The organism is Pseudoalteromonas sp. SG43-7 (genome assembly GCF_014164295.1).
Taxonomy (GTDB): Bacteria; Pseudomonadota; Gammaproteobacteria; order Enterobacterales; family Alteromonadaceae; genus Pseudoalteromonas; species Pseudoalteromonas rhizosphaerae.
Genome location: NZ_JACJEY010000118.1, coordinates 1 through 3,185, shown reverse-complemented (window position 1 = coordinate 3,185; position 3,185 = coordinate 1). Strand labels below are relative to the sequence as shown.

Sequence of the window (3,185 nt, the reverse complement as noted above, 5' to 3'; positions counted from 1 at the left end):
TTTAGTTTTTAGTTTTAAGTGGTAAGTTTTAAGCCATAAGTGACAAACGCAGCCACCACTATCTTCTTGTCCTCTTGCGAAACATTATAGAAAAAGAACTTTAAGTTAATTATTCACAAATAGGTTAGAGGCGCCGCGCTTTAGAGTTATCAACATAGGTTGGTTTGAGCGCAGCGAAATCCAACTAAAAATATCCAAACCTATAAACTACAAAGTTTTGACTTATCGACTGTCTTGAATGTGCCATTTGCAGTCATTCATGATCAACTCGTTTCTGCCCCTTTCCGCGTTTGCGCAATAAAACCGAGAATAATGTAATCTGAGAATTGCCTAACTTTTCCTAATGGTTGTAGTATCTATTGATTCGCAACAACAGTGGAACCAACGCAGTGAGAGCACCATTTCAGGTTCTGATATTTCCATATAAATTTAAAATTTCAGAACCTATCTTCTTGATTGCTTGCCGTACAGACAATGGTGAATGGCAGGCAATTTCTGGTGGTGGAGAAGATCAAGAGTCTTTGTTCGATGCCGCAAAAAGAGAATTGTATGAAGAGACGTCGTTAACAGGTAGTGACTGGGTTCAACTTGATTCTATGTGCATGTTACCTAGAGTGTTTTATTCTGGTCATGAAAAATGGAGCGATCACCCTTATGTGATACCAGAATACTCATTCTCAGTGCAGGTTTCGGGGGAGCCACAGTTATCTTCGGAACACACTGAATTCCTTTGGTGTAACGCAACTGAGGCGAGCGAACTTCTCAAGTATGATTCAAATCGAATAGCTTTATGGGAGTTAAGCGAACGACTTAAAGCCCATCAAATGAAGAATTAAAATCGAATCTGTCCATCTTCGTTTCAGCCCCTTTGTTCGTTAGTGCTTTTGCTCATACATATCCTATCAATACGAGTTTCCCCTACTGAAATTTATCAGGAAGGGGGATACATCACTAATCCTAGCCTGCTTTCTATACAAATCGATATGCAACTTGTATGATTATTGTTCGTATTCTAAAGGAGGAAGATTTTAAAATGACACATTTAAGTGATGATGAGCGTACAAAGTACTACCTTGTTGATATTGAAACTAAAAATAAACCCGCAAACGCGGGCTTATTTACACACGGTAATTGGAGCAATACCGAGGGGATATTGATGGTCTAATTACCAAACGATTCGGCTCGTGCTTCACGTTTTACTTGCTATTCCACCAGCGACTTAAGCATCCACACATCACAGCTATTATGCAAGGTGTCAGCTAACGGCGCATCTAAGTGGTCAAAGCCTAAGTTTTCGTATAGACGAACTGCCACTTTCATTGAGGTTAATGTGTCTAAGTAACAGCTTTGATAACCTTGAGTACGAGCATAGTCTAAACACGCGATGGCCATTCTTTTACCTAGTCCATGCCCTCGTCCTTCAGGCAAAATGAACAGTTTTTTCAGCTCACACACATCTGGGCTGCTATTAAATGACGCTAAACCACAACCGCCGACAACTTTCCCATCCAATAGGGCCACCAAATAGAGGCTTTTACTTTCGTTTCCATAATGCTGACTCATGCAGAGCACTTCTGGGTCAGACGGCCCATACCCTTCACCAACGGCCCCAAACTCTGCTCCAACTTGCTCGATGATTTGTCTAACATTTTCATCATACTGAGCGGTTAACGGTTCAACGACACAAGACATACTACCCTTCCAATTCTAATTGATACTCTCCGAGTAACTCGGCTGTTCTATTTTGTTAAAGCCATCATAGCCAACTCAAGAACATTTCCATAATTGATAAAACGACACACAAGTGTGAATTTTTTTCATGCCTGTGCTGATTTACCTTGGTTTGCTGTGCTATAACGGTTCAATAACTAAAAAGATGGCGACCAAAACCAGTGAATAATTACAAATTGCTGCCCGCATTGGACTCATTGCTCACGACCCGAAATTTGACCGACTCAGCGCGAGCGCTCAATGTCACCCAGTCGTCCATGAGTAAAACGTTAGGCCAGATCCGTGAGGCCTTCCAAGATCCGATTTTGATCCGAGAAGGGAATCAATACCTCCTAACCGAACGGGCCAAAAGCCTTAAACAGCAATTGCCGCAACTACTAAGGCAAATTGATTCACTTTATCTTTCGGCAGAATTCGATCCTACACAGTGCCAACGCCAATTTTCGCTGGCGTTAACCCCATTTTTTGCACCGGAAATATTGCCGTTACTGTGTGAAAAGCTAGAAGAACAAACACCCAACGCCAATATCAGTTGCGTGTTATGGCAAGAAGAACAGCTTAAAGAACTCGCTGCGCAAGAGATTGACTTAGTCGCCGTCACGGCGGAAGAGATCCCAGAAAATCTCTATGGAAAAGAAATCGGCCAAGATCACTACGTCATCGTGTGTCGAGACCAACATCCATTTCGTCATCGTTCAATATCGGTTGAAGACTATTTGAATGCCAAACATATTTTGGTCAACGGCATTAGCGAACGCCATCGCCAAGTGGATCTCGCCACATCGTCTCACTCGATAGAGCGACGTGTTTTTGCCAAACTGCCTTCTTTTCCATCAGCCCTAGAAACCCTATGTCGAACCGACAGCATCATTACCGCACCACGCCACTTAGTTGAACAATATGCCAAGCAGCGTGCTCTTTGCATAAAGCCACTGCCATTTGATTTGCCTGCGCATAAATACTATTTACTTTGGCACGCAAAGCATCATCACGATCCCGCTCATCAATGGTTTCGAACCTTCTTAGAACCCGAGTTCAAAGCCCACTTAGCAAAGCGATAAGATAAAGTAACCGCACTAACTTTATGTCCAAAACCTTCATAGGCTGAGTTTTTGCCCATAGCACTTTCTAACTCGAAAGTGCCCCAAAGTTGCTTAGGCCTTTTACTCATTCCCATCCTGTTAATGAGTTTTTCCCCTACTGAAACTTATCCATTCTTCTAGTACTGTTCGTTGTGAGTCCCCATGTTGTATTACGGGGGTAAGTTCCTACTTCGTACGGCTTTGTTGCATAAATCGATGGAACTAAATCAAGAAACTACGATCTGATCGTAAGCGTCTAGCAAAATGCACCTGCCAGTAACTCGTCAAACCGATTAAACTATTTCTTAATTTCAATTAGGAGATAGCCATGAGAAAAATGCGTAGCCTTGAGCAGTGGCGCAACATTATCGA

General features: G+C 42.4%; 4 protein-coding genes. 3 read left to right on the top strand and 1 reads right to left on the bottom strand.

Annotation, left to right across the window (positions count from 1 at the left end):
- Positions 1-389 precede the first annotated feature (389 nt).
- Together H5200_RS22915 and H5200_RS24200 are read left to right on the top strand one after the other, a co-directional pair.
- Complete coding sequence (locus H5200_RS22915; protein ID WP_182762782.1) at positions 390-836, top strand: NUDIX pyrophosphatase; 447 nt, start codon at positions 390-392, stop codon at positions 834-836.
- A gap of 197 nt (positions 837-1,033) precedes the next feature.
- Positions 1,034-1,165: a hypothetical protein gene (locus tag H5200_RS24200; RefSeq protein ID WP_259398433.1), complete on the top strand. Its 132-nt coding sequence runs from the start codon at positions 1,034-1,036 to the stop codon at positions 1,163-1,165.
- A 38-nt stretch (positions 1,166-1,203) separates the two neighbouring features.
- On the opposite strand, the gene H5200_RS22910 is transcribed toward H5200_RS24200, so the two are convergent.
- A complete protein-coding gene (locus H5200_RS22910; RefSeq protein WP_064626658.1) occupies positions 1,204-1,692 on the bottom strand; it encodes a GNAT family N-acetyltransferase in 489 nt (162 codons plus the stop codon).
- A 200-nt stretch (positions 1,693-1,892) separates the two neighbouring features.
- On the opposite strand from H5200_RS22910, the gene H5200_RS22905 reads away from it, so the two are divergent.
- Positions 1,893-2,792 carry a LysR family transcriptional regulator gene (locus H5200_RS22905; RefSeq protein WP_182717227.1) on the top strand — a complete coding sequence of 300 codons (900 nt, stop codon included), beginning with the start codon at positions 1,893-1,895 and terminating at the stop codon, positions 2,790-2,792.
- Positions 2,793-3,185: the final 393 nt, after the last annotated feature.